This window comes from Bacillus sp. NMCC4 (assembly GCF_002998555.1).
Classification (GTDB): domain Bacteria; phylum Bacillota; class Bacilli; order Bacillales; family Bacillaceae; genus Bacillus.
On record NZ_PVRA01000011.1, the window covers coordinates 1 to 25,249 of the forward strand.

The 25,249-nt window shown below is 35.4% G+C and carries 33 protein-coding genes and 1 pseudogene; 4 read left to right on the top strand and 30 right to left on the bottom strand.

The features are described 5' to 3' along the window. Positions 1-416: 416 nt before the first annotated feature. On the top strand, positions 417-1,949 hold the full coding sequence (locus C6Y02_RS16800; protein ID WP_223256607.1) for a DNA cytosine methyltransferase: 1,533 nt from the start codon (positions 417-419) through the stop codon (positions 1,947-1,949). Positions 1,950-2,537: 588 nt separating this feature from the next. Here C6Y02_RS16800 and C6Y02_RS16805 read toward each other — a convergent pair. The 6 genes from C6Y02_RS16805 to C6Y02_RS16830 form a co-directional block, all read right to left on the bottom strand. Continuing rightward, entirely contained in the window at positions 2,538-2,735 is a 198-nt protein-coding gene (locus C6Y02_RS16805) for a hypothetical protein (protein ID WP_061410344.1), read from the bottom strand. A 38-nt stretch (positions 2,736-2,773) separates the two neighbouring features. Next, complete coding sequence (locus C6Y02_RS16810) at positions 2,774-3,598, bottom strand: hypothetical protein (protein ID WP_106031753.1); 825 nt, start codon at positions 3,596-3,598, stop codon at positions 2,774-2,776. Positions 3,599-4,050: 452 nt separating this feature from the next. After that, positions 4,051-4,440, bottom strand: coding sequence for a hypothetical protein (locus tag C6Y02_RS16815; RefSeq protein WP_106031754.1), 390 nt, complete (start codon positions 4,438-4,440; stop codon positions 4,051-4,053). 132 nt (positions 4,441-4,572) lie between these two features. After that, on the bottom strand, positions 4,573-4,806 hold the full coding sequence (locus tag C6Y02_RS16820) for a hypothetical protein (protein ID WP_106031755.1): 234 nt from the start codon (positions 4,804-4,806) through the stop codon (positions 4,573-4,575). 187 nt (positions 4,807-4,993) lie between these two features. After that, positions 4,994-5,212, bottom strand: coding sequence for a hypothetical protein (locus C6Y02_RS16825; protein ID WP_106031756.1), 219 nt, complete (start codon positions 5,210-5,212; stop codon positions 4,994-4,996). Beyond that, entirely contained in the window at positions 5,205-5,666 is a 462-nt protein-coding gene (locus C6Y02_RS16830; protein ID WP_106031757.1) for an HNH endonuclease, read from the bottom strand. Before C6Y02_RS16830 ends, C6Y02_RS16825 begins: the two co-directional genes overlap by 8 nt. Positions 5,667-5,871: 205 nt before the next feature. Between C6Y02_RS16830 and C6Y02_RS16835 the strand changes: the two genes are divergently transcribed. Continuing rightward, positions 5,872-6,204 carry a YolD-like family protein gene (locus C6Y02_RS16835; protein WP_189318275.1) on the top strand — a complete coding sequence of 111 codons (333 nt, stop codon included), beginning with the start codon at positions 5,872-5,874 and terminating at the stop codon, positions 6,202-6,204. Beyond that, on the top strand, positions 6,201-7,466 hold the full coding sequence (locus C6Y02_RS16840) for a Y-family DNA polymerase (protein WP_106031759.1): 1,266 nt from the start codon (positions 6,201-6,203) through the stop codon (positions 7,464-7,466). The genes C6Y02_RS16835 and C6Y02_RS16840 overlap by 4 nt, the downstream gene beginning before the upstream one ends. Positions 7,467-7,509: 43 nt before the next feature. Here the strand turns inward: C6Y02_RS16840 and C6Y02_RS16845 are convergent, their stop codons facing one another. Together C6Y02_RS16845 and C6Y02_RS16855 are read right to left on the bottom strand one after the other, a co-directional pair. Then, complete coding sequence (locus C6Y02_RS16845) at positions 7,510-7,785, bottom strand: hypothetical protein (RefSeq protein WP_106031760.1); 276 nt, start codon at positions 7,783-7,785, stop codon at positions 7,510-7,512. Between the two features lie 214 nt (positions 7,786-7,999). Then, positions 8,000-8,488 (bottom strand): hypothetical protein, encoded by a 489-nt coding sequence (locus C6Y02_RS16855; protein ID WP_106031762.1) that lies wholly within the window; start codon positions 8,486-8,488, stop codon positions 8,000-8,002. A 525-nt stretch (positions 8,489-9,013) separates the two neighbouring features. On the opposite strand from C6Y02_RS16855, the gene C6Y02_RS16860 reads away from it, so the two are divergent. Continuing rightward, positions 9,014-9,349, top strand: a complete 336-nt coding sequence (locus C6Y02_RS16860; RefSeq protein WP_106031763.1) for a helix-turn-helix domain-containing protein — start codon at positions 9,014-9,016, stop codon at positions 9,347-9,349. A 184-nt stretch (positions 9,350-9,533) separates the two neighbouring features. On the opposite strand, the gene C6Y02_RS16865 is transcribed toward C6Y02_RS16860, so the two are convergent. The 22 genes and pseudogenes from C6Y02_RS16865 to C6Y02_RS16970 form a co-directional block, all read right to left on the bottom strand. Continuing rightward, complete coding sequence (locus tag C6Y02_RS16865; RefSeq protein ID WP_106031764.1) at positions 9,534-9,812, bottom strand: hypothetical protein; 279 nt, start codon at positions 9,810-9,812, stop codon at positions 9,534-9,536. A 188-nt stretch (positions 9,813-10,000) separates the two neighbouring features. Beyond that, entirely contained in the window at positions 10,001-10,564 is a 564-nt protein-coding gene (locus C6Y02_RS16870) for a hypothetical protein (protein WP_106031765.1), read from the bottom strand. Between the two features lie 60 nt (positions 10,565-10,624). Further along, a complete protein-coding gene (locus tag C6Y02_RS16875) occupies positions 10,625-11,008 on the bottom strand; it encodes a hypothetical protein (RefSeq protein ID WP_106031766.1) in 384 nt (127 codons plus the stop codon). 47 nt (positions 11,009-11,055) lie between these two features. Further along, complete coding sequence (locus C6Y02_RS16880; protein ID WP_142393581.1) at positions 11,056-11,364, bottom strand: hypothetical protein; 309 nt, start codon at positions 11,362-11,364, stop codon at positions 11,056-11,058. A 420-nt stretch (positions 11,365-11,784) separates the two neighbouring features. Beyond that, on the bottom strand, positions 11,785-12,273 hold the full coding sequence (locus tag C6Y02_RS16885) for a hypothetical protein (protein ID WP_106031768.1): 489 nt from the start codon (positions 12,271-12,273) through the stop codon (positions 11,785-11,787). A gap of 337 nt (positions 12,274-12,610) precedes the next feature. Beyond that, positions 12,611-12,934, bottom strand: coding sequence for a hypothetical protein (locus C6Y02_RS16890; protein WP_106031769.1), 324 nt, complete (start codon positions 12,932-12,934; stop codon positions 12,611-12,613). Between the two features lie 89 nt (positions 12,935-13,023). Next, positions 13,024-13,731: a hypothetical protein gene (locus C6Y02_RS16895; RefSeq protein WP_106031770.1), complete on the bottom strand. Its 708-nt coding sequence runs from the start codon at positions 13,729-13,731 to the stop codon at positions 13,024-13,026. A 10-nt stretch (positions 13,732-13,741) separates the two neighbouring features. Continuing rightward, positions 13,742-14,167 (bottom strand): hypothetical protein, encoded by a 426-nt coding sequence (locus C6Y02_RS16900; RefSeq protein WP_106031771.1) that lies wholly within the window; start codon positions 14,165-14,167, stop codon positions 13,742-13,744. Between the two features lie 151 nt (positions 14,168-14,318). Further along, positions 14,319-14,498 carry a hypothetical protein gene (locus C6Y02_RS16905; protein WP_106031772.1) on the bottom strand — a complete coding sequence of 60 codons (180 nt, stop codon included), beginning with the start codon at positions 14,496-14,498 and terminating at the stop codon, positions 14,319-14,321. A 54-nt stretch (positions 14,499-14,552) separates the two neighbouring features. Continuing rightward, on the bottom strand, positions 14,553-14,906 hold the full coding sequence (locus C6Y02_RS16910) for a hypothetical protein (protein ID WP_106031773.1): 354 nt from the start codon (positions 14,904-14,906) through the stop codon (positions 14,553-14,555). 266 nt (positions 14,907-15,172) lie between these two features. After that, positions 15,173-15,967, bottom strand: a pseudogene (locus C6Y02_RS16915) (DNA cytosine methyltransferase); the annotation flags it as partial. A gap of 27 nt (positions 15,968-15,994) precedes the next feature. Beyond that, positions 15,995-16,531 carry a thermonuclease family protein gene (locus tag C6Y02_RS16920; protein ID WP_106031774.1) on the bottom strand — a complete coding sequence of 179 codons (537 nt, stop codon included), beginning with the start codon at positions 16,529-16,531 and terminating at the stop codon, positions 15,995-15,997. A gap of 99 nt (positions 16,532-16,630) precedes the next feature. Continuing rightward, positions 16,631-17,164: a hypothetical protein gene (locus C6Y02_RS16925; protein WP_106031775.1), complete on the bottom strand. Its 534-nt coding sequence runs from the start codon at positions 17,162-17,164 to the stop codon at positions 16,631-16,633. Positions 17,165-17,394: 230 nt separating this feature from the next. Then, complete coding sequence (locus C6Y02_RS19360) at positions 17,395-17,568, bottom strand: hypothetical protein (RefSeq protein WP_189318276.1); 174 nt, start codon at positions 17,566-17,568, stop codon at positions 17,395-17,397. Next, positions 17,568-17,897 carry a hypothetical protein gene (locus C6Y02_RS16930; protein ID WP_106031776.1) on the bottom strand — a complete coding sequence of 110 codons (330 nt, stop codon included), beginning with the start codon at positions 17,895-17,897 and terminating at the stop codon, positions 17,568-17,570. Before C6Y02_RS16930 ends, C6Y02_RS19360 begins: the two co-directional genes overlap by 1 nt. Before the next feature lie 110 nt (positions 17,898-18,007). After that, complete coding sequence (locus tag C6Y02_RS16935; RefSeq protein ID WP_106031777.1) at positions 18,008-18,625, bottom strand: recombinase family protein; 618 nt, start codon at positions 18,623-18,625, stop codon at positions 18,008-18,010. A 381-nt stretch (positions 18,626-19,006) separates the two neighbouring features. After that, positions 19,007-19,324, bottom strand: coding sequence for a hypothetical protein (locus tag C6Y02_RS16945; protein WP_106031779.1), 318 nt, complete (start codon positions 19,322-19,324; stop codon positions 19,007-19,009). Between the two features lie 82 nt (positions 19,325-19,406). Then, the gene (gene ssb, locus C6Y02_RS16950) at positions 19,407-19,892 is read right to left on the bottom strand and encodes a single-stranded DNA-binding protein (protein WP_106031780.1); all 486 of its coding nucleotides are present in this window, start codon (positions 19,890-19,892) and stop codon (positions 19,407-19,409) included. Positions 19,893-19,966: 74 nt separating this feature from the next. Then, a complete protein-coding gene (locus tag C6Y02_RS16955) occupies positions 19,967-22,348 on the bottom strand; it encodes a DUF5057 domain-containing protein (protein ID WP_106031781.1) in 2,382 nt (793 codons plus the stop codon). Between the two features lie 12 nt (positions 22,349-22,360). Further along, complete coding sequence (locus tag C6Y02_RS16960) at positions 22,361-23,380, bottom strand: WxL protein host-binding domain-containing protein (RefSeq protein ID WP_106031782.1); 1,020 nt, start codon at positions 23,378-23,380, stop codon at positions 22,361-22,363. 108 nt (positions 23,381-23,488) lie between these two features. Then, positions 23,489-24,109 (bottom strand): WxL domain-containing protein, encoded by a 621-nt coding sequence (locus C6Y02_RS16965; protein ID WP_106031783.1) that lies wholly within the window; start codon positions 24,107-24,109, stop codon positions 23,489-23,491. Positions 24,110-24,148: 39 nt separating this feature from the next. Further along, positions 24,149-25,228, bottom strand: coding sequence for a DUF3991 domain-containing protein (locus tag C6Y02_RS16970; RefSeq protein ID WP_106031784.1), 1,080 nt, complete (start codon positions 25,226-25,228; stop codon positions 24,149-24,151). Positions 25,229-25,249: the final 21 nt, after the last annotated feature.

Genomic DNA, 25,249 nt, shown 5'->3' on the forward strand with positions numbered 1-25,249 from the left:
GCTTCCTAAAACCATCGGTAGCCAGCCTCCGGCTGCCGTTAAAGTGACATTTCCCTTTTGACCTCCGAAGCGTACAACATTCGGGGCCGGCTAATCAAAAAGCGTGCCAAAGTTTGCGCCTCCGGCTCTTTACCACACTTTTTGATAAGACGGCCAGCCACATGACAAGAGCAAATGCTGATCAGTCGTAACTCGTAAGCCCCAGGAATGTTTAGCAGTAGAGCCTATGCTAAACATCCCTGAAGCAACGGTTACGCTACCTAAAGGCAAATCAGCACTTGTCGCTAACGCGATGCCTGCGGCCCTCTTGTCATGCGTCTATCCTCAGTTGTCCGTTCTACCTGTCAAAAGGGAAAATTCATCCCCTATGGGGACCAACCCCTTCGGAGGTAAAAAGGAAAAAGGAGCAATGCAAAATGTTGATTAAAAAAAGAACAGCGAAACCCAGCAAAAGAGGCATTTACATCCAGGATGCCCAGCTACTTCAAACAAAATTTGAAGTGGGTCGAAATTTTGACTATATCATTGATCCTGAAAATCATACATTGACGATTGTCCCTGCGGAACAAACTAGAAATACTGTTTCAAAGAGAGCCTATAACGGCAGTTATAAACCTGTGATTGATATTCGGAAAAAAGATGCATTGGAAGCATTCGCAGGTGTTGATCATCTAGAGATCGAGATTTTTGATGATCAAATCCTCATTCGAGGAATTCAAAAAAAAAATTCAATAAACAATAAGTTAGGTGCTATAAAAGATTTTTTCTCCTTCAAAAAGAAAGAGAAAAAGGTCTTAAAGCAAAACAGACTAGAAGTGTTGCTTTCAAGAAAGCAACTGGATCAAGTAGTCGGAGACAGCTACCAGCAATTTTCTATATTCGACTACTTAGATGCCAGTACAACTCGCGTTGAAAACAATGCTACTACTACAAAATTAGTCGATCATCTTAAAATACCACTACAGATTATTAGTCTTTTTAGTGGGGCAGGTATCTTCGACCAAGGCTTTGTTGAAGAAGGGTTCACTGTAAAACTAGCGTTAGAAAAGGATGCAGAGGCAAGCAAGACGTATAGAGCTAATCTAGGTGATCATATTCAGCAAGCCGATCTAACTAACTACGACTTCACAAAGTTAAACGACATTAAGGCTCCTATCATGATTGGAGGTAGCCCCTGTCAAGGGTTTTCAAGCTCGAACAGAAAAACATCATTCCTTGAAAATCCAAATAACTTATTAGTAAAAAAATATATAGAAGCAGTGAAAGCAAACACGCATTGCAAGGTGTTTGTTCTAGAGAACGTGCCGGAAATCCTAACGGCAGGAGATGGACAATTTAGAGATGAGATTATAAAAGAGTTGTCCGAATTTACCATTTCATATGGAGTAATTAATGCCGTTGATATGGGTTCCGCACAAAAGAGAAAAAGAGCCATTTTCATCGGTTCGAAAATCGGTCGGATCGATCTTCCAAAAACCACAGTTGCAAAATATAAAACAGTGGGGGAAGCTTTTGCTAATCTTGATGATTCTATACCGAATCAGACGGATATATCAAAAAGCAGGGAAGATACGATTAAAAGAATGCGCTATGTGAAGCAGGGGGAGAACTGGACTGCAATACCAAATAAATTGAAAAATGCTAGGATGTTATCTGGTAAGACCCATAGTCTAGTGTATCGAAGACTTAAACTGGATGAGCCATCAATCACGATAGCAAACCCAAGAAAAAATCTAATCACTCATCCGACCAAAAATCGCATTTTAAGTGTACGGGAATGCGCGAGACTGTTTGGTTTAAAAGATTCTTTCATATTCAAGGGTTCCCTGTCTTCAATGCAACAGCAAATAGCAAACGCTGTTCCAGTAGAGATCGGAAAAGCGATTGCTAAAGTAATCAAAAAAGCTATAAACAGCTTTAATAAGCACCCACACTTGGTGCAAGTGTGAAGAGGGGGAACATAAAACCGCATAAACGCGGTTTTTTTGTTTGTTAAAGAGTAAATCATAATTAATCGCGCTTACGCTTGGAAGGAAAGCTGATGCTTTCCTTTTATTGAATCGCAGGCATCGAGCCTGCTTGGGCAGCTAACGCTGCAAAAGAAAAAAGACTGTGCTGCATGTTCACTTCGTTCACATCGCAGCACCTAAACATAAAAAAAGAGACTTCCCTTGTGCTGGGGCAAGTCTCTCTTTAATACTATACAATGATTGATCATGTAATTGATCAGCCATATTGTACATTGTTAGAATGCGTATGCATCCTTAATGGATTGATGGATTGTAAAGATTATAACTGATATTTAATGAAAAGAAAATGCGGGCTGCCCTCCGGGTCTACTCACGAACTGTAAGCCGGTACAGAACACCGGCCAACATTTCGTGGTATCTCGCTCCACGCTAAACCATGGGATAACAAACATCTGTAAGCACCTGGTTGTCACCAGCCGCAACAGCTGCATTGTTCCTCCATGGTTCTTTACGCGCGGCCGACTGCGTGCAGGCTGAAGCCTGCTTAAAACATGTCAAAGGTAAATGTTAAGAGCTTGTTGAAGCTTTTCGTCTTGTGAACAATCTGACGATAGCAGCAACCAAAACACCCACTATAAAGCTTGTGATCAGGAGGTTAGCAAAGACTGTGAAGTTGGCTCCTTCTTTGTTAATTTGAATGCCAAAGAAGAGAAGTGTTACAAAGAATGAGATCATAAAGGATTTTGATATGAAGAATCTTTTCAAATTCTCACCACCTTTCAAATGAACCTGATGCTTACAGTTTATTTAACGCTCCATTTCTTCCATACGGTTCCTTTTTTGTTGGCCGTCAAATAAACCTTGATGTATTGGTCTTGTACGACCAAGCCATATCCTTTTATTTCAAGGCCAAAGTGAAAATTTCCTCTTCCGTACACTTCAGCATAATTCTTGCCCTTTTTATAGGTCCCTTTCTTCCAATTTGATACTTGCCAGATGGAAAGGAATGCTTTTGTATACCAGGCATCATTTAATTTTGCCTTAACGTTACTACCATTATATTGGAAGTAACCCTTTGTCTTGACGGTGAAAAGCTTCATATTGAGAAAGTTTTTTGCTGTATACCAGCTAGTGAAGGTTTTAGTGTTTTTGTATTTAGCAGCAGCAGCTTTGAAGTCTCCATTCTCTTCAGGATCTTTAGGAGTTTCTTCAGCTGTGGTTTGGTGGATGTAAAAGACAGGACTATTTGTAGTGATAATTGTAAGGTTATCATTGATTGAGTGGCTTTCGAACTGGCCTAAAGCAAGGTTGTCATCAAGATATTTATTCATGTCTAACTCATCATTTGATGAATTGCTTGTGTTAGGCAGCAACGTTGTACTTTGAGTTGAGGTGTAGTAATTCGGTATGAGCGATTCATCTACTGTTTCCTTTAAACCATCGATCACTTGGTCCAATTCACTATCAGTTTGCGGATTGATCAAGGAAAGTTCTGAAATAAGCTTTTCCTGATATTCTTTAATCGTTGATATCTTTGCCGGATCTGCTGCAGCTGCAAAAACATTAGGGGAGAACATTTGAGATCCAACAAAACAAGCCAAAATCATTAAGAAAGCAATTCTTTTCATTTCATTACTCACTCCTTAAATAATTTGAACAGGTATGTGAGTCTAAGATGATCCATAAGCATTGGCCATTGTGTACAAGAATTCACCTCCAACCCAATATATCTATAATACCATTTATAAGTAAATATGGATGCGTACTACATGAAATTTAAACTGCTATTAAGATCATTAATATTAACACGCAAAGAAAGTTAAAATAAATACACTCAAAGGGATTACAGAAACGCGATAATACTTGTTTACTGACGAAAGTAAACTAGCGCTACCTCGGTTCTTACTCAATGTTATATAGGTTGAAACACTGAATGACCCAACCATTAAAGAAAATAGAAAAAAGCCTTGTCCATTTAGTAGGACAAGGCTTTTTTATTTGTCTATTAAGACATTTCAATCCACGCACCCACGTATGAGGTGCGACCTTGATATTAATATACTAAGATAAACATAATTTGTCAATAGTTATATACGTATTTTCCATCGGCTGGTTCTTTAAGCCAATCCCCCAACCGTTTTGAATTTGTTTGATTCATCCATTTCACATCCAACTTGAGGAATAGCTCCTCACCTATTAATTCAAGTATTGCGCTCTTTCTGCGGTCGATTCCGCAATAATCAAGAGCCCAGTATTGTGCTTTTGTTGGCATTCGTCTTTTGTGTTTGGCTAGCACCTCGACGTTTTTTGCTCCTACTGCAAGGCAAAGCTCAAACGGCATCTTATATTTTCTTGACGCAATTCCGCACGCCTGCGCGTATGCTTTTCTCCCTTCTTTTGTTTTTAGGGCTCTCATTTCTTCGATCTCATCGTCCATTCGAGACATAGTCTCTTCCCATGAATCTCTCATATTCGTTTCTCCCCTTATTGTCCGATGCCTTATTGCACCTGCGACATTTTTTATGTAAGTGTTTAACTAGTTGCAACCTTCCCATTGAGGGGTACGCTCTAGGCTTAATGCGGTTTAAAGTTGCCTAGAAACTTATAGACTGATAACATTAACAGGGTTTTTCCAGTCACATGTTTCTGATTCGTCTTCTGAATCCGGATGAGTAATCTCCCACTCAATGAAGTATTCTTCATTTAACTCATCTACAGCATGAGCTATGTAAAGAGTGCCATCGTTATTAACAAATGGATTTTGGGTTGTTCTGTACTCTTTTTCTTCAAAGAATACAATGGTTGAGTTCTTGTCATTCAATTCTTTAAATTTCATTTGATCTTCTCCGTATGCTCGACACCTTATTGTGTCTGCAGCGATCTATGGCTTTCCTGTTTTCTTTTGTTGTTAAACACATTATATAATGTATATCTTACCATGTAAAGATATACATACAAAAAGATTTTAAAAAGTTTTTCGTAACAAAAAAACTCTGTTATTAAAACAGAGTTTAGTAAATAGCTCATTTGATTTTTTTCTTGTTTTTATAATATTCTTCGAGGTCCCTTTTCAAATATAGATTTCTTTTTCCAGTGCCTTCACCAGTAGAAAAGAAGGGGATGATCCTTTTTGTTTCTAGTGCTTGGTTAAAGGCCGATCTTGATTGACCTGTAATCTCCCTTGCTTCATCTGTTCCAACCAAGTTTTCTTCCATCCATTTTTTAATTTCTTCTTTATTCATTGTGTCCTCCTAAATATGGCAGATGGTATTTTTCTTCTGCTATTTTTCTAGCACTTATTGCGTCATCTAAAATATCATAGTTCCCTAAAAAAATTTGCTTCCGTTGAAATCCTATAGTTACCGTCCATTTGTTGCGAGATTCGTTCCAGCGCACACCTTTATGTCCACTTTTATTGTTTTTATGTAGTTTTGATGTAAGAGCACTTTTTCTTGTACCATCAATAGCATCTCGATGTAAATACTCCTCTAATCCTTGATCACGTTTTTCGGAGCGTTTACAACCACAGCTTTTGTAATATCCTGCCCGTAAACTTACCCCCAACACATAGACTAGATTTCCGCAAACACACTCACATTCCCACAAACGTGTATTGTTTTTAGTGGTTTTATCACTTAACTTTATGACTTTCAGTTCTCCAAAGACTTTTCTTTTCAAATCAATCCTTTTTCCCATGAAAAGACTTCTCCTTCATAAATAAAGTAATTAAGAAAAGATTATCATATTTTAAAGGGAAAATGAAAATATGTCCTTCTAATACTTTCAAACAATAACCTTAATCATTAATAGAGTGTTTCAATTTACCGGAAAAAACTTCTTGTTGGACAAGAACGTAAGTTCGGTTAAAATAAGTGTAATGATTTTTAAGGAGGAATACAGCATGGATCGAGGGTTTAGTAAGAAGTGGGGAACTTCTCTTATGATGCCGGAGCATAGAGAATCACTTAACAAACTAAGATTGTCACTAGAGAAAACAGATAAACCGATACTCGATGAGCAACACCAGGAGTACATTTCCTTAAACTTGTATGAAGCCTTATATAACAACACTTTGATTGAAATAACCACACATCATAATGGTTTTCACGAAAAGCAAATAGGTTATCTAACTGCAATATCTGCTCAAAGCCATCAGGTAACGTTAAGAAATGACGAAGACCAGATGACAATTAACTTTAACGATATTGTTGATGCAAACAGTGTAGGCCAATGAATCATCGAGATAAGAAGTTTCTGGCCGTTGACGTGAAAAGTTTCTATGCGAGTGCTGCTGCCATAATGATGGATCTTGATCCGTTAACTTGCTACCTTGCTGTAGTCGGTAACAAGGATCGTTCTGGAAGCGTAGTTTTAGCTGCCTCACCGGCTTTAAAACGCGACTACCATATCAAGACCGGATCTCGGTTATATGAAATCCCTTCAGACCCTAGAATTCACATTGTGAATCCGCAGATGAGAAAGTTTATTGACATATCAACTGCATTAACAGAGCTATTTTACAGTTTTGCGCCGCCTGAAGATGTTTATGTCTATAGCATCGATGAATCGTTTATAAGATGGCGTTCACCGCGTCTGTGGGGCAGCCCAAAGGACATGGCCGTAAAAATAAAAGAATCTATTCTAAGGCAATTTGGTTTGACGGTGACCATTGGAATTGGTGAAAATATGCTCCTGTCAAAGCTTGCTATGGACCTCGAAAGCAAAAAAAGCCCTTCTGGAATCGCTGAGTGGACCACAGCTGATTTAAAAGAGAAGTTATGGCCTGTTAGACCCTTGTCTAAAATGTGGGGCATAGGAAGACGTATGGAACGTAATTTGAATGGCATGGGCATTTCTACAGTCGGCCAGCTGGCTAACTACCCAAAAGAATTGTTGCAGAGAAAGTTTGGTGTAATGGGATTGCAGCTACACTATCATGCTAATGGCATCGATACAAGTGAGATCAATCATCAGGATCTTCCTGAAAACATTTCTTTCGGAAAAAGCCAGATCTTGTTGAGAGACTATCCTGGTGAAACAGATCGTGACATAGCTGCCATAAAAACCGTTATCTTAGAAATTGCTGAAGCCGTTGCCAGCAGAGCAAGAAAAGCACATAAAGCAGGAAGAACTGTGTCACTTTCTATAGGTTACAGCGTAAAAGAGGGTGGGGGAGGATTTAGTCGCGCTAAAACGATTGACCAGCCGACTAATGTCACTATGGATATCTTCAGGGTGTGCGAAGCCCTCTTTGATCAATTTCACTCTAATGGGACAGTAAGATCAATTGCCATTTCTCTTTCAAAAGTAGACCCGGCCAATTACATGCAGCTGGATCTCTTTAAACCTGATCAGGAAAAGGTTAGTCGGTTGGGCCATGTAATGGATGAAATCAACAACAAATTTGGTCATACCGCAATCATGCGTGCGGCTTCATATACCAATGCCGGAACCATGATTCATCGATCTAATTTGGTTGGTGGTCATATGGGGTAAAACCCCCTTCATCTGCGATAGAAGGGGGTTTTAAGTTATTTAATCAATCTACTTGTGATTCCAGCCAATTAAATTCCAACTTAGCTAATGCCCATTTACGATAATACAAACGCTTGGGCATTGCAAAAATACTCTTTAAATCAAAACCATCATATAATGATTGCATTGCCACTTCTAGATTAACCCTAATTACAGAGTCATATGTTCCATCTTCGCTAAATTTAAAACTTCTAAGCTTCTTATCGATATCCTGGATTTTCTCTAATGATTGTATTTTATAATTTTCTTTAAATGCTAACGTTTCACCGTATCTATCCAACTTTATTGCCTTTAGCTTCTTTTTGCTTCTTTTTGTTTTCTTGACAGAAAGAGCCTCACGTAAGCTCCGACGATTACCGAAGTAAATGCACCAATGAAAGCTACAAGACCATTAGCACCGGCAGTAAGAAAAGCAAAGTAAAGGGCGCAGTATATAAAGAATGTGATCCAGAAAGAGGGGGTTCTCATTGCGTTTCTCATTTTGATTCTCCTTATCAATATAGCTTTAATATACTCTCTAACTTTCTAATTCTTAGAACGATTGTATTCTGTTCATTATATAAATCTTTATTCTCAAATCTTATATCAACGAATTTTTGTAATTCCTTTGATAATGTGTCCATTTCTCCATCTTGATAACCACATTTGTATTCCATAATTATGGTTTCCAACTCTTTAATTCTCCGGCTAATTAAACTATCTGCGTTATATATTGTTATATGTTCAGCTTTTATGTTAATGAGTGTTTCTAATTCCTTTTTTAATGTAGCTATTTCTCCATCTTGATAACCACGTTTGAATTCCATAATTATGGTTTTCAACTCTTTAATTCTTCTGCTAATTAAACTATCTGCGTTATATATTGTTATATGTTCAGCTTTTATGTCAGCGAGTGTTTCTAATTCCTTTTTTAATGTAGCTATTTCTCCATCTTGATAACCACATTTGTAGGCAATATTATTGTATGACGTATTAGACTGCATTCTTATTCTCCTTTAAATGAATTACCTAATTATAGCATTTATATATATACAGGGAAGGGAAATCACCTGGGTTGCACATGGATTGTAAGGCCTGCAAAAACCGGGCAACAATCCATGAAATCTCGCTCCTCGTAATTTCCACTCTCATTAGTTAAATTTATCTTCTTTTTCTGCTACTGTTCGTACTATCATGCTGCTACCAGCCTCAACAATATTGTAAGTACACAGATCAATAAACCAATACAGCGCAAAGAAAAAACTAATACACCAGATCATTTTTCATCCTTCTTGAACATCAGTTTGGGCCTTGACACATAACTTCCGAGAATAAAGATTATGTAAACCAGAAGAGCCCAAGTCCAACTTTTGGTTGTATTTTGTACTAGAAGATAAATGTAGATCCATTCGGAAGGTAAATGTGGATCCATTGTTTTAACCTACCCATAAATTTTGAGATTTTTTCTGCTCAATTGTTAATACTAATACTAAAAATCAGGGCTGTTTCTAAAACAAGAGGTGTTGAATATGGATCAACTAATTAAATTTGTTGGCGGCCGCCTTAAAGAATTAAGAAAAACTCAGGGCTGGACACAAGAAAGATTGTCACAAGAATCGGGTATTAACCCCTCCTATATCGCCGATGTTGAACGAGGTGAAAGAAATATTACACTTAAATCATTTGACAGATTAATAAATGCTCTAGGGGTTACCCCTTTTGTGTTTTTTGCCGTTAGAGAAGAAGAACCTTCAATAGCCGCACATCTTAACATGCTCTCTACTCGTTCCCTATCGGAAGTAGAACTTATAAATGAAATATCTAGGTCCATCTTTAATTTTTATGATTCGCGAGAAGAAAATTGATGTTATTTGAACATTATGGATCTAGATTCGTGCTGTTCGCCTACAATGGATCTTGATTTACCTCCCGATAAACGGAAGTAAATGTGGATCCATTCTTATAATAAACCCCGTAAATAAACACTTCTAATGGATCTATGTTTACTGCCTTGTACAAATCTCCCCTTTCAATTATTGCACTGTCCCTTTATCTATCCTCGTCCATCATCCTTTTGATCTTGATATATTCTTCTATATCGATACCGCAGGTTAACCATAAGGAAAAAGTACGTTCCATAACAATAAGAAAAATAAAATAAACAATTGCAACCCAAAGAGATACCTCTTTATAAAGTAAAAATCCCACACCAAAAATTATTACACCAATTGCAGGGGGTATTATAAAGTATGCCAATAATACTATAGTACCGAATATTGTTTTCCCGATATCACGAATCGACTGCAAAAACGCTTCACGAAATTCCATAACTTCACCTTCTTATCTAAACAATATGGTTATTTCAGCTCTAAAACTCATGGCCCTTATTCTCCCTTTATCTTCCGATTTATTTTCCTTCCCCTTGACCACAAAGAAAAAGAAACATAACACAAATTAAGTATCAAATTGTGCAGGGACATGAACAAGGCTCCAGAAGAAAATCATCATTTAAAACACTACCTATTACTAAAACGATCACGTACGTCCAAGTAGCAGTCTTCTATTGTCGGAAAAGCCTCTCCTTCTTCTTTATTCCCCTTTGGATCAGTAAGTGTCCAAATCCATTGATTCTCTTCATTCTGTGAATAATCAATGATGCTGCCATCATTTAAAGTAACTGTTACAGCTAAATCAAGGTCGTTTAACGTCATGTTTCTCTCTCCTAGATAGTCATATTTTTTAATATCCCTCATTATGTTTTCAAGCTCTCTCTGTCTTTCTCTTAGGACTGAAAAACAAACGTATGAAGAGCTTCTAAAAACTCCACAACCAAACTCTAGTTCGTCATTGTGTTTATGGATCAGTTCAATTCTTTTTCTGGTATTAATGAAAAACTTTAATAGTTTTTCACATGCTTCTTTTTGATCATTAATGTCGCAAACGTGTTTATCCTTTACCCATAAACTTTTAATTTTCCCCCTGTGAAAAGTGTCAATTCTTGCTACTACTTTCCCTTCAATTTCTATATTCAACTTATCACATGCAGTTTCAACTACTCTCATTTTTTCAACCAGATTCATTAAATCACTCCGTCCAGAATAGATCTACATTACTTCCGCGCACAGTTATTTATAATCCACTTAGTCGTCATCATTTACACCTTCGATAATAAGAAAGCCGTCTTTTATAACAACATCTGTCACTTCTGGAATTGACCATCCTTTAGCATGTTTTTGTAAATCTTTTAACCTTTCAGAGTTAAAAACTTCTTTATATACATTTATTAAATGGGCTTTCCCAACCTTTTTTTTATCATGAATCAACTTACCTAACAAAGATTCTACTAATATCATATCGTTCTTTAAAATAGCAATTTCCAAATTAGCAATTTCTCTTTCATTCCTTGCAAAATCTCTTTCATTCTTTGCAATTTCCAGTTCCAGAGAAGCTATTTCACATTTTTCTTTTAACCTTTTCACTTCATTGAATAAATCAACGTTCACTTCATCTGCTGACATTTTCATGTTTATTCCCCTCCTTATAAAAGTGCCCTTTTTCAAGTCTTGTTACATCACTCATAAATTTTCATCTTGAATTTCCATTCATTCCAATTTCCTAGAGTAGGGTTAAGTTCATTCTCTTTGCAATAGTCGAAAAAATTTCTTTTTTTTATTCCATCTATAATATTCGAAATAAATAAAGCGATTAAAAACGTAACTGTTATTGAAATTAAAAAAAACCAAACATAAAGTTTAACACCGAAAGCAAGGTGAAATATGATGTTGTTCATACCTAAAATAGCGATGATAATAGGTATAACATTTCCGAAAAAACTTTCCAAACATTTCAATAGGGTTATTTTAGCCTTAAAACTCATCACTCTTACTCTCTCCTTTTCATTTGTTACCCTTCAAAGCCGTTCCTTCAATTCGATGAAAAAAAGATACGCTATAAAAATCAGACCAAATATTGTACAAGAAGGTAAATGTGGATCCATTGTTCTAACACATACATAAATTTTTGAGTGGCTGCATACTGATCCATTTATGACGTGTATAAAAGATTCTACAAAGGCATGAATTATGGTTTAACCAAAATCCCTAACACAAATGACAGAAGAAGACTGGCCGCACTGAGTGTTAATATTGTCATTGTAATTATAAGTATCAACCGAAAACTAAAGAAAAAGAAATAATGAAAGAATTTTTTTGAAATATCTAAGTAAAATTTACGCTTGTTATATAAATAATCGGACATAAATGAGTCGTGCTTTCTAGGATTAAAAGCTTTCAAATGTGAATCACTCCGTTTCATAATCCCAATATTTTTTTTTAATTTCATCCACTGTATAACTCGACTTGGTTTTAGTTAACACCTCTTCTATTGCTTCATCAATGGTTTCAAGTGTGCATAACGTTTTCAAGGTTTCGCAATCCTTCACATTGTATTCGTATCCTCCGTGTATCTTTCTGGATTCATATATCAAACACCCAAACAAACGAAGTGACCTTGTTAAATTAACGTTGTATGTGGTTGCAACGTATTCGACATCTATATTTTGTTTTTTCAGTGATTTTTCTAAATCATTTGCTTCTTCTTTCAACAAGTCTATGTTGCGTGAAATTCTATTTTCAGTTTTATTTAATTTGTGGTTTATTTCTTCAATAATTTTTTCCCTTATTCTTTCCCAAGCTCTTATCTTACTGTATAAAAGTGCACTAGCCCTTTTTTCCATTTCTGCTAATTCTGCATCTAATTCTGCATTAGTCATAGTTTTTGATATTTTCATTATTATCCCCCTCTTGAAGAATGTTTTTTATTGGATATTCTCATATTTCGTATGTTGGAAGTTTTGAGAGAATCTTATCCACTAACCCGGCCATAATTGCACTTACAATGGAATGATCCCTTCTTTTTGTCCAGTGTCCACATTGACCCCTTTTTCCTGTCTTATTCGCAGGAAGTGAACAAGAGTTCATTATTATAAAACCGGTTGCTGTATCAACAAATTAAAGGACCCTTTTTGAAGTCTTGTTACACCAGCGAAGTAAATGTAGATCCATTCTTACAATAAACCCCGTAATCAAACACTTCTAAAGAATCTAAGTTGGCTTCCAAGTACACCTTTATTGAAACACTGTCCATAAATCATGTTCATTTCCTTTATCTTTTAAACCCCCGATGATTAGATATCCGTCCCTTACAACAACATCTGATATTTCTGAAATCTGGTCCTGGTAATTATTAAGAAAAAAACTCTTTTCTTCATAATGTATACCGTTTTTAGCCACAAATTCTAGAGAGAATTTCACTTCGAAATTGAATAGACTTTGATCATTGTCATACTTCCATGTTGTTACTTGAACAGCATTTTCTAATACTTTGGTTACCGGCTGAACATAAAAGTCTTTAGTATTAAAATGTTTTGGCAGTGTATAAAGCGTTGTCATTCTATCCACTTCCTTTATATTTTTATCCTATTTTCATTTCTTCAATAGATCTACATTACCTTCCTTGTACACAAGTGAAAGGCATGTAATTATTGAACATTTCCCACCTTATGTTCAAGATTATCATCTTTATATCTAAAATAAGGGGTTCTTCCAACCTTTTTGACTTCACACCACGAATGATTCCACTCTTTCCGCAGGGTTGCAGATAAAGCAGGCTTTGGATTATTATACATAATACGTTTTTCACAATGTGTCAAAATATCATCTATTGTTACCCATCCATCGTTATTCGTGGTGTACATCCTTTCCATTTTCAAATAACGCTTTATGTCATCTACCATGAGTGAATAATCAGTGATAACTTCACCACTCTTTTTCCCTCCCATTTGTTCTCTGTGATAAGGCTTGATGTATTGTCTTATATCATTCTGTCCGTCCCTTTTTACCCTTTCAACTGGCAAACGGTTAAACTTCGCTTTTGATGAAATTTCAACGAATCCATTATTGACGTAGAGTAAACCAATTTTATGCTGTTTAAGTATTTTTGTAACTAGTCTAGGGATATGGGTCTTTCTTTTTGGAACTGCTATATAAACGTAGTGTCCATGTCTCAAACGTTCAATAGCTTGATCTATCAACTTAAAAGTTAAGTTTGTTTTAAGTTCTACAATAATGTTAACAGAGCCATTAAGCCCCAAAACATCACAATCTAGCACTTCACCAAATACTTCCTCGCATCCCATGTCTTCTATGAGGAATGATTTTATCGGATTGAATAATTCGTGTTCTTTCATTTTGCAACCCTCAACCTATTCTTATATCTTTCAGCACATTTTTAAATGAGTTTACTAATTCATCTGAGTACGCATGTTCCACTTCTCCCTTTGATCTATCATTTATAAGGATAAAGAACAAGGCGGTTTCAGCCCCATTTAACTCTTCATTATCATCTTTCTTGACTAATTTCTTTAACAAATCCGTCATAATTAATCTAACAGTATAATCACTGTCAGCTGCTAATAATTCAGCTGCTGTGTACTGCATACTTTCTTTTAAAAAATTATGAATGATGGCCTTAACTTTTGTATTTTTAATCAAGTCTGTATTAAAGGGATTGTATGTTGTTACTTCAGCTTGATTTAGGTTTATTGTTTTGTAACCTTTTTCTTTCAAATCCTGAGTTGTCATATGCTCTGAAATAAGTGTTGTTGTTTTTGTCACCCTATCCACTAGATGACCTCCTTTATTTGATTGATTATCGAAATTTCAAATCAAATTCCTTTTTACTAATCAATAATCTACTCATTGTTTGCTTTTCTTCTCTTGTATTCATGATCAATAAATGAACTAGAAAAAAGCATCTTTAATTGCTCCATGAAAATCAATCTTCTTGGCCATGTCGCATAAGAATAATAGTTATGCCAGCAGACAAAGCCGTTATTTGCAAAAGTTGCGTCAGCATTTTAAATGTTGAAGTCACACCCAACAAAAAAAACAAGAGAACGTTAATAAAAATACAAGAAACAATCGCAATAACAACAAAATAAAACGTTTTCAACATAGATAAAACCACCTATCCACTCCATGTCCTTATTGAATTCAATAGTCTTAATAGCTATTTAAGATACACCAACAAAAAATCTCCAATGATTTTCGCAAGTAAAAGGCATGTAATTATTGCATAAAGAAGGATTAAAGAATTTACTCTTTCTAAAGCAATTCTGGATCTTCTGGATCCTATGTATTGCCTTGATTGCCTATTATGATCCAAAACAATTACTCCTTCTTTTTTGCCTTCTAGAATCACATCTTTCAAGTGGCATCCTTTCTCGAAACCCACTATAGAAAGAAAAGAACGTACTGCCTGCTTTTTTGAGATTTCTCTAATTACATTGTCATGATCACTTTCAACTAAATTACTTTCAAGAATCAATGAATAATATGGATAGGATATCTCAAATAATTTCATTCACTATTCCCCCATTATTCCCCTTCAAGTTCAAATTTGTTGTTTTTCATTCGTATCGACACTTTATCGCCTTTCATATAGGTATGATAAGTTTTTTCATTAACAACGATTGTCGAGGTCTTTTCCTCTGCATATACTCGAAGTGTAAACTCTGTTCTTTCTTTAGTAGTACGTGGTACTGGTGTTAAAGCCAAACCTATTGAGCCGCGACCAAGATTCATGGTTGGAAGAAGCATTAAATCTACTTTATTATCAGTTATATCCGGCATCATTACAGGATTTGGATTGTTTACTATGAATTTATCAATGCCTCGTTTGATTCGTTTTATCGTATTTTCGACTAACGGACGCTTTCTGTTGAATATACTAGGGACCCCTATGGACCAATCTATAATCTCGTAAGATGTTCGCCACGGTTTTAGCTTTCCCGTTTGAACAAGAAGACTTTTAGGATCCGCATGTGTTGGCTTTGGCCACACGATTTCTTTACCATCACATCGAGCCACCATAAAGAATCTTTTTCGTATGGTTGGCGCTCCAAAGTCACAAGCCGCTAATTCCCTAAATTGCACTTCATATCCAAGTGATTCAAGCGTTTTAACGAAGGATTGGAATGTCCGCCCCTTTTGCTCTTTAATCAGTTTTCCTTCTTCAGAAACAGGCCCCCAGTCTTTAAATTCCTCAACATTCTCCAGCATAATGACTCTTGGCTTTACAGCAATCGCCCATCTGACAGCAATCCATGCAAGTCCTCTGATGCTCTGTTTTACAGGCTTGCCGCCTTTTGCCTTGGAATGGTGTGTACAATCAGGGGAAAACCACGCTAAACCGACTTTCCTTCCCTTAACTGCTTGTTTTGGATCGACATCCCACACAGATTCACAATAATGTTCTGTGTCTGGATGGTTGGCTGCATGCATTGCAATAGCTGCAGGATCATGATTGATAGCTATATCTACTGATAAACCTGTCGCAAGCTCGATTCCAGTGCTTGCTCCGCCGCCTCCTGCAAAGTTATCAACAACAATTTCACGAAATAAATTCAAATTCAAATATTCCATTTTTGCTACCTCCAGAATCAACATTTTCTAAAGTTCACAATAGCTGAAACCCCTCGATGTCACGTAATCTGGTGTACTCCAAATGTTTATCTGTTTGTTTTTGGCTATGCTTTCCGATTTTTTCAACTGCTCTAAATGTAGATAGTTACTTTTGAAAATATAAGCAAGTCTAGCATATCCCTCTTCTAACAACTGCTTCTGAATTAGTTTTCCATCACTATAGACATAAGCAAGTAAACGACCATATTTATCTTTCTTGTCATCCTCTTCAGGCTCAAACTCTAATTCAACTAAATCATCTTTTAATAATTCCTGAAGCCTTTTAGATGCTTCAAGTCCATACGGCTGCACACAAGTTTTGGGACTTTTAGTTTCAGGTGTATCTATTAGAAGCAATCTGACAGATGTTTTCTTTCCCTTATAAAGAACTTTAATCGTATCTCCATCTATCACATTTAATAATGTGGCTTCCTCTCTAGCTGGTGTTTGTTTCAGGTTATATGAATTACATCCCGATATGAAAAAAACAAAGAATAAAATTAAAATTTTGCATAACAGTTTCATATTTGGACCTCAGATCTTACACCCAAAGTAGCAACAACGAATTGACCTTCAAATACAAAAAGCATAGCTTTAATTTGCTTGCGATTTCCGAATCTAATGCTATTCGCGAAAATCAACTTGTCTTCTTGAACCAGATTCATCACTTTCATCCCACATTTCCATTACAGAATTAGTTTTTTTGTTGTTCATTCTCTTTTCATAGTCTTTCATATAACTGTCATTTAAGTTATCTGGAATATAACCAATACGCACTTTTATCAAATTTTCCACGACATACATTCTTTTTGTTGCATCTTTATACGCAGCTAAGATCTCATCACCTCTTTGCTTATCAGCTAAGCCGCGATTTGATTTCCTTACGTCATAAAGCTTTTTATAAAAATACGTTCTGTTTTTCCTTGCCTCTTTAAGTAACAAAATTAATTCCCATGTGGAATACAACATTAGTTCTGACGTGGTTTTCTTTAGCTCTTCTGGATCTACTGTTGATCTATGACCAGGTACCTGAACTCTTACGCCATCACTTGATACCTGGTCAATTTTTAAATAAATATCACAAAAGCCACAATGAAATTTCTCTTTCACTTCACTTACTTTAGTAGCACAGTATGGGCAGGTCTTGTTACTTCTCATGAAATCATTCCTCCAAATTAATAGGTCATTCAGCACGCAAAATTTGCTATGCTGAATGAATAATGGTATATTGATATTGTTAAACCTAACAACAACTTTTTCTTAGAGAAACCAAGTTCGCTCCACGGACTTGGCTTTTTTCTTGTTTAGATCCGTCCAAAGTCAATGAATGCTTCATACGCATTAGTTTTTCTTTTGATTCAAATTCAATAACCAAGTTAAACGCCAAGCTATTTTTGTTCTTCTGGCACCAGTGTTTCACATCTTTCGCCTTCATTAACTTCGAAGCTGTAAATAACACATTCAAATGAATCCCTCTCAGTCATTATATTTTTTTTATTAACAACATCCATCTTGATCCCCTTCATTTTCAAACGATCACTTATTGCTTGAATTGACCTCATTAAAAAAACACCTCAACTAAAGCTGGGAAAATTGCAATGAAAAAGAAGAATCCGCAGGCACCAAATGCAGTAATAATATTTACTTTAATTCGATCCCTTCTTTGCTTTTCGTTCTTATTCACCTTTTTTATTATTCCTCTTTCTACACGAATCTCCCCTAATCTTGACAACTCTTTTAATTGACTATAGACAAAATCCTGATCAAAATCATGACTTTTAACCAAATGATCTACAGTGGTTGTTTTTTCAAAACACAAAACCTTTTGTAATCTTTCAAAATCAAAATGTTTTTTTCTAATGCAAAAATAATCTCTTAGACTTAATTCCATACCACAATTACCTCCTAATTTCTTTGTTCTTCTTTATTATACCACTTGCTCACAACGTGTGCAAGTTAACATGTTATTTTTTCCAAATAAAAAAAGCTTCTACTGAAGCTTTACATCTCTACGTTATTATTGATCTCGTATTTAATTTTATATATTGTATTTCTTGATAATCCAGTTTTTCTATGTATATCCATAACAGATTCATGAGCATTCAATCCTCTAACCACTTCGTCATATATTAGCTTATTTCTCCCTGTTGCATTTGCATGATACTTTCTCTCCTGCCCCTTGTATTTACCCTTTTCCTTTGCAATCTCAATTCCTTCTCTTTGCGCTTTTCGATTTCTTTTCCTTTCATCCTCAACGGCCCAAGCCAATAACGTCAAAACTAAATCTGACACCAGTTTGCCGACACCAGGTAAGTCTTTATATTGCCTAGTATTTAAAATAGGCATATCAAGAACTTCAATATCAATTTCATCATCAATTAGTTTCTTCCATTCATTCATAATCTCTTCTTTGTTCCTTCCAAAACGAGAAAGATCATGAACTATTAATAAATCACCAAATCTCATTTTATTTCTCATTTCTGTAAATTGAGGACGATTGAAATTTTTTCCTGAAATTTTTTCAACGTAAATCTTGTCACAATTCTTTTTTTTAAGATCTTGTACCTGCCGATCTAAATTTTGATCCGAGCTACTCACACGCGCATAGCCAAAAATCATAAATTACCTCCCATTTAATGAACAACCCAAAATGAACATATTGAACCCTTATTGAATCTGTGATTACAGTTGTTAATTTGAGGTATACCCAAATTGAACACCAAGAAATATTTTTATACGAAGTAAGTGACAAATATACCGAATACTGCGAATATACCGAACACTGTTGCAATAAAGGCTATCAATCCCAAAGCAAACCTTCCTACAATAACTAACCCAATAAATAAAATAACGACTAATAATAAGACTTGCAATAATCCAAAAAGAATGGCCTTATACTTAATTAACATAAGTACGAAAAGTATAAACAATATCAAATGTATTAATGTTTTAACCTTCAATATGATTCCCTCCTACTTTTTGAATTACACAAGTCTCTTATTAGTTATTTCTTTTTTCATACTCACTTGCTATGATTTCAAGAGCGTTTTTTATTTTTGTGTGCTTGTGAAAAGCTAAACTTTCAAGAAACAACCGGTCAGTTTCAGAGATCCTGACATTCTTCGTTTCTTCTCCAACGACTTTCTTATATTTCGGAAAATGAATTTTCCCTTCTTCAATTTCACTCTTCAGCTTTGTAATAATGAATGTAATTGCTTCTTTAATGCTAGTTCTATTCTGATACGCAAATTCTCTCAAAAATTCATGTGTTTTTATGTTTACTCTAATTCCAGTATTGGATACATCTGAATTAGCCATGTTATCGACCTCACTTGTTTTTTCATGATGACTCTACCACACGCTTACCATTTAAGCAAGTGAGCATCTTCCCTATTAGAATTTAAAAAGGAAGATCGTCATCAGAAATATCAACTGGCTTTCCATCGTTTGCAAAAGGATCATTTCTAAAGTTACTGTTCTGATCAGGTTGGTTGTTGTTATAGTTATTATTACGTTGCTGGCTATTTGGATATTGATTACCACCATATCCTGCATTTTCTCTCTTTTCTTTAGGCTCTAGAAATTGAACACTTTCAGCCACAACCTCGGTCACAAATACACGTTGACCTTGTTGATTTTCATAGTTTCTTGTCTGCAAACGACCGTCCACACCGGCAAGGCTTCCTTTTTTCAAGTAGTTAGCTACGTTCTCGGCTTGTTTTTTCCAAGTAACACAATTAATAAAATCTGCTTCACGCTCTCCAGATTGATTTGTAAATGTACGATTCACAGCTAAAGTAAAAGTCGCTACAGCTGCACCATTTGGTGTATAACGAAGCTCGGGATCTTTTGTAAGTCTACCAATTAAAACTGTTCTATTAATCATTTGAATCACTCCATAAATGTTATTTTTATACTTTTATTTTACCACTTGCTTACATCGTGTGCAAGTGTTTTCTTTTATTTTACAATCTCCAATTTCCAATCAATTTGAAAATTGTAGTTTTCCGCAACAATATCATTTGGATAATTTAATTGGATATTTAGGTCCTCTATAGGTATCTTACAAAAACCTTTTGGATTACCAGGAGAGGATTGGTATAACACTTTCCAATTTTCATCGAATTCATCATGGCGTATTAGCGCATCTATATTATTCTTGTTAATGATTGGACTAACAAAAAAAGAAAAGAAGATTGGTTTTTCGATCAATCTGGCTTTTAGTACCCAGGAATCATTTTGATTCCTTAAAGTATCTTGAATAACTATATCTTCTTTAGCAGCATCAACTGTTACCATGTTTTTGTTAGAACCTAGTATGGTTATGAGAGATAAGTTTTCAGGTACGTCTACAATATCCAGTTGACCTATCATTCCTTCAATATTTATTGTTTTAATGTTTTCTATCCCACTTCCACTTTTAACATAGAATGTGTACAGTCCGTTATCATTCACTTCAAATGTTCCCTCAGTGGATATACTTTTTTCATTCCTCATATTTTCCAGACTCTTCTTTCCTTTTGCTATCCTTATGTCTTCTATTCCACTTGCAGCTGCAGTAATAACCCTACCTTTATACATCTCTGATCTGGCTGTTTTAGGATCCATTTCAATATCTATTTTAGGTATCTCTTTATCGATATTGCTTATCGAAATAGTCTTTTCAGTAATAAATCCCAATGAATCTTTAACCAATATTTTATACTGTCCGTTTTTTTCGATTCTTTTCTTTAAATTTTTAACTTCTCTTTTTTCTCCATTAATCTCGATTTCAACTATATTTGAATGTGGATTCATCGAAACTGGTGCTACCTCTAAATCAACAAATTGCGTCCACTTATTAGATTGCAAACCTTTCACCTTAATTTCTGGTGGCTCAAGTCTTATATGTTCAACTTCCGATCCATTTCCAGCATTATCGATAGCTCTGACATGCAAATAAAATCCCGTCTTCAAATTAGGTAAGCTGACTCTCGCGTTTTTCTCTTTATAATTGACTTTAAATCCCGGATCAGTATCACCAATATGATCAACAGTAACCGCAAACCCCTTTAAACCGGATTCAATATCAGCTGCTATCGTTTTTGATACGTATCTCCCACTTCTAGCTCCCGTAGCTTCAACATAATAGTTATACACTGCTGCATTATCTTTTGACTCTAGCATTAAATCAAGGTTATCTTGCTGAAGCTTTATTGATTCAATTTGTGGCTTATCCGGCGCCTCATTATCCTGGGCTTTCCTGTCATTCCAACTTGTATTTTCAGATACCTGGGCAAGATAAAACAAAGTATTGGCTAGTACCTTCTGTTCATCTGGAGTGGCAGCCCCATTAGAGTGGCCGGTCTGAATCATTGCAGTATTATTCCATGTTGTTAAATATACGTTATTGGTGCCTTGTCCCGATCCATCTCCCTTTTCTGGACCAACACCAACTGTGGTATCCGAAAAGTCACTTCTCCAATTTTTATATGACATCCATACATCGCCTAGTGCAACTTGCGAATTTGTATGACTATAAGGTGTTTTTAGATTATTCCCTACTTCACCAATATCCCATGGATAACTTGTTAAAAGACCCTTCTTTCTAATCGTAATCATCTCAGATCCAATCCAGGGCATTTGTATATATGTGCTATTTGCTTTATATATATTGTTGGTAAAAGAGTATGTCTTTACATTCAAAAACTTCGATAATTTCACAAAGTTTTTTAGGTTATGGTATTCTGTGATCGTATCATGTCCTGCAAGAAATCCCCTTCCAGTTTGAATGAAATCCTCAATTGCTTTTTCTGCAGCATCAGAAAGGTCCTGCCTAGCATTTGTATCCCATGTACCCGCAAAAATAACATCATATTTATATTGGTTATTTGCCATAAGGTACTTCATAGGTGCGTTATTGAAATCAGTAATTGATACTATATCAACCTCAATCAACCCCTTGCCATAGCCTTTGGGGTTCTCTGAATTAGGTTCTTCCATCCATTTTTTAACTGAGGCAGACTTTAAGAATTTATGTGTTTCACCTTTCCAATTCTTAAAAGATTCAAGCCCGGCTTCTGGTATGTTTCTGGCATCTGGATATACATTTAAAACTTTCACCTTTTCTTTTGTCGGTATGCTCTGAAATTGGGATTCATTTTTGTTCTTTGAAAATACTCTATAACTATATGGTTGGCTGGAGTCGGGTTTTGTCCAACTCAGTTCAATATATTCACCTGAAGAATGTGGTTTTGCAGATAAAACTGGATTAGCTGCAGCTGTTACAACCTCTTGTCCCAAAATAAAAGTTGTTAATAAAAGTATGATTATTAATAGAATGTTTTTATTTGTTTGCCCCATGAATTCACCTTTCTATCTTTTTTCTTCCCTTTTCTTTTTTCTTTTCAAGAATAAAAACACAAGAATAAAAATCAAGGTACCTACACAAATAAAAGTCCATAGAGGAATTACGATTGAAATTGAAGGCGTGAGATCCGCCTTTTTTCCGTACTCAGCAATTTCGTTATTTTTAATCTCAAAATTTATAAGCTGTCTTTTCTGCCCTTCTGCTTTTACATGAAGAACGTATGAACCAGGTTCGAGCTTTGAAGAATTCCATTTAATATATAATGGAAACGCACTTTGTGGTGCCATTTGAAACTCTTCTATTTTGCCTGAAAACACTTTTTCTTCTTTATCCTTATTAATCAAATCATAAGTCAAAGCAATATCATTCATGATTGCATTCTTTTCATTTTTCATATTCACTACAACAAATGCACCGTTTGCAGATCCCTCAAAGAAAGCATTCTGGAATGTAACTCCTTTCTTATTAGGATTACTTATACGAATATGAACAGGCAGTGTTTTTGTTGTTTCAAGTCGTATTGCGGTAGATTCAATAGGTTTCTTGTTATTACTCTTGTGATCTCTAATTTCACTCACTTGTAAGCCGCCCAGAATATGACCTGAATGATTATCAGTCTTGATAAGAGCATAAATTGTTTTGGTTGTTTTTGGACCAATTGTAATTGAAGGCGTGTTGACAGTAGCAATATTTGTTAATTTTGCTTTCTCTTGTACTCGATCACTATTTCCATTTTGATAAACAATTCCTGTTACGGTTGAGGTAGCATTCACAGGTTTTATCAAAACGTGCTTTACAACAGAAGAATTGTTTTTTATTTTGACTGAAATTTTCTCAGAACTATGGTTCTTCATATTAAAATCAATATAAGAATCATTATTATTTAGTTGACTTTGAGGAAACAATGGTATTAGTTGCAGATCCTCATTAACTGCTGCTGAAGCAATATTACTTTGAGAACCTACTGCTGATGAAATACTAAACATAATGAAAAACAATACAAAGATACTTATATACTTCTTCATACTTTCTCCTTTCAATAGAAGGGGATTTCACCCTGAATTTAAAAGAGCCTATTTTATAATAGGCTCTTCAATAACTATTCTTCTGTAGGCTTTTGCATGTTCAACAGTCTACTTTACCGGAACATGCATATCGGCCGTAATCACTGTTTCATACGTTCCTTTGTAGATACCATCTCTATTAGCAGAGAAAGTTAAATCGTCCTTTTTAAAAACATACTTGAATTGCCCCATACCTTCACCTTTATCAGCTGAAATAATAACGCCTCCAGTTCCTGATTCTGAACCATCTAAAATAATATTCTCGCCAATATTTTTTGGTGCAGTCGCGTTCGGATTCATGTAAGATCCTTCCGGTTGACCTATAGGTACACTATTTAATTTCAAAGACCCTGTAGGAATTTTTTTATCAGAGGACACATTCTTAAATTGAGTGGCTTTTAAAGTAACTTCATATCCGTTTCCAGTCCCACTGAAATCCGTTACCAACAAACCCCCTAATGGTACATTTGATGTAAATGAGTTGTTTAAATTAACAAAATCAAAGATTTTTTCTTTATTGCTTAAAAAAGCTACATTAAACGATCCTCCTTGGATTTCAATGCTACCCTTAGTAGTAGCCGATGATTTTCCATCATCTGATCCTTCAGCTGCTAATACTGTATTGCCAACAAATAAAGTAACCAAAGTCGCCATTGTAACAATCAATTTTTTATAATTTTTCTTTTTCATAATTCATCAACCCTTCTTTTTCGATTCGTTAATTGTTTGCTATTCTCTAAATTGAACTTGTCTTTGCGATGGTTTATTAAAGCGATCATGCTTGATATTCTCAATCAATTCTTGTTCTTTACGTTTATCCAATTTCTTTCTAAGGTCCTTTAGTACATCATTCCAATCAAATCCTTCTTTTTCCGGAATGTTGACTTTCACTACATCCCGATTAATCAGTCTTTTCATTTCGTTTATAAAGACAAGAGATCCTGCATCATTGTCAGTGTTAATACTAATATGAGTTAATGGCAACTTGTCATCTCTTAAAGCCTCGATGATCGCGGTGCTGACAGTTTGTTTTTTTAGACCGTTCATAGATTTAAGTCTAACGTCTTTCAGACTGCCTTTCTTTATGCTCCAAAAAGACAAAAGATCTATTGGCGATTCAAAAAACGCGATACTCTTTGGTTTCCCAATATCAACTGTGAAACCATTATGTGGCTTATCATTGGGACAAATGTATTTGAATGCTCTTTTCTGTCCTTTCATGGGTGTCGTTCCCTGAAGGTCGAAACCTACGATTTCTCCATCTTTAATCCATTTAAAGATGACATTGTTTCTTTTATCTTGGGCTATCAGCCCTTTTTTGATTAACCAATCAACTACCTTAGGTTCAATTTTTCTTTCATTGATAAGATAATGTCTAATCCTACTTGTATCTTGGACTTCTAATTTCCTTTGCTTTTCATAGGAAAAAGGTGGAGTCTTTTTTGTTTCCCTTTTGATTTCACTAATCGCAGAGTAATCACTGCTATTCAACTCATTAACAGCATCAACAAAACTAAGGCCATAATAAATCCTGCAAAAATCTATAGCATTAGTACCACCCTTTTGCCTTGAATTCCAATAAAAAAGACCATTTTCCTTTATAACAAGGCTGTCATGGTCTGAATGGATATAATTTTTCCCTTTTCTTATTAATTTTTCGCCCTTTTTTTCAAGATAATCTATCAGGTCAATATTTCTCGCCTTTTCGATTTCTTCAGGACTCACTCTTTTTTTCCCTCCTCCATTTCGTCTTTCATACAAAACAATCTTCTTCTGGCCACTTTGCTGTTCATCGATTGTTTCTTCCATCGATACTCCTCCTAAAAAAAT

Bases quoted from the DNA above. Each gene is read 5' to 3' on its own strand.
- C6Y02_RS16855 (WP_106031762.1), bottom strand. From the start codon at position 8,488: ATGCAGTCTAATACGTCATACAATAATATTGCCTACAAATGTGGTTAT.
- C6Y02_RS16965 (WP_106031783.1), bottom strand. From the start codon at position 24,109: ATGAAAAAGAAAAATTATAAAAAATTGATTGTTACAATGGCGACTTTG.
- C6Y02_RS16870 (WP_106031765.1), bottom strand. From the start codon at position 10,564: ATGAATCTGGTTGAAAAAATGAGAGTAGTTGAAACTGCATGTGATAAG.
- C6Y02_RS16890 (WP_106031769.1), bottom strand. From the start codon at position 12,934: ATGACAACGCTTTATACACTGCCAAAACATTTTAATACTAAAGACTTT.
- C6Y02_RS16960 (WP_106031782.1), bottom strand. From the start codon at position 23,380: ATGAAGAAGTATATAAGTATCTTTGTATTGTTTTTCATTATGTTTAGT.
- C6Y02_RS16910 (WP_106031773.1), bottom strand. From the start codon at position 14,906: ATGAAATTATTTGAGATATCCTATCCATATTATTCATTGATTCTTGAA.
- C6Y02_RS16800 (WP_223256607.1), top strand. From the start codon at position 417: ATGTTGATTAAAAAAAGAACAGCGAAACCCAGCAAAAGAGGCATTTAC.
- C6Y02_RS16905 (WP_106031772.1), bottom strand. From the start codon at position 14,498: ATGTTGAAAACGTTTTATTTTGTTGTTATTGCGATTGTTTCTTGTATT.
- C6Y02_RS16840 (WP_106031759.1), top strand. From the start codon at position 6,201: ATGAATCATCGAGATAAGAAGTTTCTGGCCGTTGACGTGAAAAGTTTC.
- C6Y02_RS16830 (WP_106031757.1), bottom strand. From the start codon at position 5,666: ATGGGAAAAAGGATTGATTTGAAAAGAAAAGTCTTTGGAGAACTGAAA.
- C6Y02_RS16865 (WP_106031764.1), bottom strand. From the start codon at position 9,812: ATGGAATTTCGTGAAGCGTTTTTGCAGTCGATTCGTGATATCGGGAAA.
- C6Y02_RS16815 (WP_106031754.1), bottom strand. From the start codon at position 4,440: ATGAGAGATTCATGGGAAGAGACTATGTCTCGAATGGACGATGAGATC.
- C6Y02_RS19360 (WP_189318276.1), bottom strand. From the start codon at position 17,568: ATGAGGTCAATTCAAGCAATAAGTGATCGTTTGAAAATGAAGGGGATC.
- C6Y02_RS16970 (WP_106031784.1), bottom strand. From the start codon at position 25,228: ATGGAAGAAACAATCGATGAACAGCAAAGTGGCCAGAAGAAGATTGTT.
- C6Y02_RS16810 (WP_106031753.1), bottom strand. From the start codon at position 3,598: ATGAAAAGAATTGCTTTCTTAATGATTTTGGCTTGTTTTGTTGGATCT.
- C6Y02_RS16860 (WP_106031763.1), top strand. From the start codon at position 9,014: ATGGATCAACTAATTAAATTTGTTGGCGGCCGCCTTAAAGAATTAAGA.
- C6Y02_RS16935 (WP_106031777.1), bottom strand. From the start codon at position 18,625: ATGATTTTTGGCTATGCGCGTGTGAGTAGCTCGGATCAAAATTTAGAT.
- C6Y02_RS16835 (WP_189318275.1), top strand. From the start codon at position 5,872: ATGGATCGAGGGTTTAGTAAGAAGTGGGGAACTTCTCTTATGATGCCG.
- C6Y02_RS16930 (WP_106031776.1), bottom strand. From the start codon at position 17,897: ATGGAATTAAGTCTAAGAGATTATTTTTGCATTAGAAAAAAACATTTT.
- C6Y02_RS16945 (WP_106031779.1), bottom strand. From the start codon at position 19,324: ATGGCTAATTCAGATGTATCCAATACTGGAATTAGAGTAAACATAAAA.
- ssb (WP_106031780.1), bottom strand. From the start codon at position 19,892: ATGATTAATAGAACAGTTTTAATTGGTAGACTTACAAAAGATCCCGAG.
- C6Y02_RS16885 (WP_106031768.1), bottom strand. From the start codon at position 12,273: ATGAAAATATCAAAAACTATGACTAATGCAGAATTAGATGCAGAATTA.
- C6Y02_RS16955 (WP_106031781.1), bottom strand. From the start codon at position 22,348: ATGGGGCAAACAAATAAAAACATTCTATTAATAATCATACTTTTATTA.
- C6Y02_RS16875 (WP_106031766.1), bottom strand. From the start codon at position 11,008: ATGAAAATGTCAGCAGATGAAGTGAACGTTGATTTATTCAATGAAGTG.
- C6Y02_RS16925 (WP_106031775.1), bottom strand. From the start codon at position 17,164: ATGAGAAGTAACAAGACCTGCCCATACTGTGCTACTAAAGTAAGTGAA.
- C6Y02_RS16825 (WP_106031756.1), bottom strand. From the start codon at position 5,212: ATGAATAAAGAAGAAATTAAAAAATGGATGGAAGAAAACTTGGTTGGA.
- C6Y02_RS16895 (WP_106031770.1), bottom strand. From the start codon at position 13,731: ATGAAAGAACACGAATTATTCAATCCGATAAAATCATTCCTCATAGAA.
- C6Y02_RS16820 (WP_106031755.1), bottom strand. From the start codon at position 4,806: ATGAAATTTAAAGAATTGAATGACAAGAACTCAACCATTGTATTCTTT.
- C6Y02_RS16920 (WP_106031774.1), bottom strand. From the start codon at position 16,531: ATGAAACTGTTATGCAAAATTTTAATTTTATTCTTTGTTTTTTTCATA.